The sequence below is a fragment of the Robertmurraya sp. DFI.2.37 genome (assembly GCF_029211245.1).
Lineage (GTDB): Bacteria > Bacillota > Bacilli > Bacillales > Cytobacillaceae > Robertmurraya > Robertmurraya methanolica_A.
This window is the reverse complement of record NZ_JARGEJ010000780.1, coordinates 1-292: the sequence shown is the minus strand read 5'-3', so window position 1 is coordinate 292 and position 292 is coordinate 1. Positions and strand designations below refer to the sequence as shown.

General features: G+C 37.7%; 1 pseudogene. It reads right to left on the bottom strand.

The features are described from left to right. Window positions 1-6 precede the first annotated feature (6 nt). Window positions 7-292 (bottom strand): annotated as a pseudogene (locus tag PZE06_RS28605) (hypothetical protein); the annotation flags it as partial.

Below are 292 nucleotides of genomic sequence, written 5' to 3'. Positions count from 1 at the left end.
TTTGGATCAAAGGTAATGCATGCACCATTCTTTCTGCCTTCCTCCGCAAAAAAAATGGGAGACAGCCTTTGTTTCAGGTGATAATGCTAAAAACACTCCACTAAGATGGATAAAATCAAAGGTTGAGAAATTTACACTTTCAAACATTTCAAGCTTCAACTTTGTCGCCGCACTATTTTTTCGAAAGTTTGCCACACGCGGATCGCCTGTCGCTACTTTTTCTTTGATTTGTAGCCCTGTTAAGTATTGAGCATTCTTAAAAACAAAGTCACTATGAATCTTTTCTTGTTCA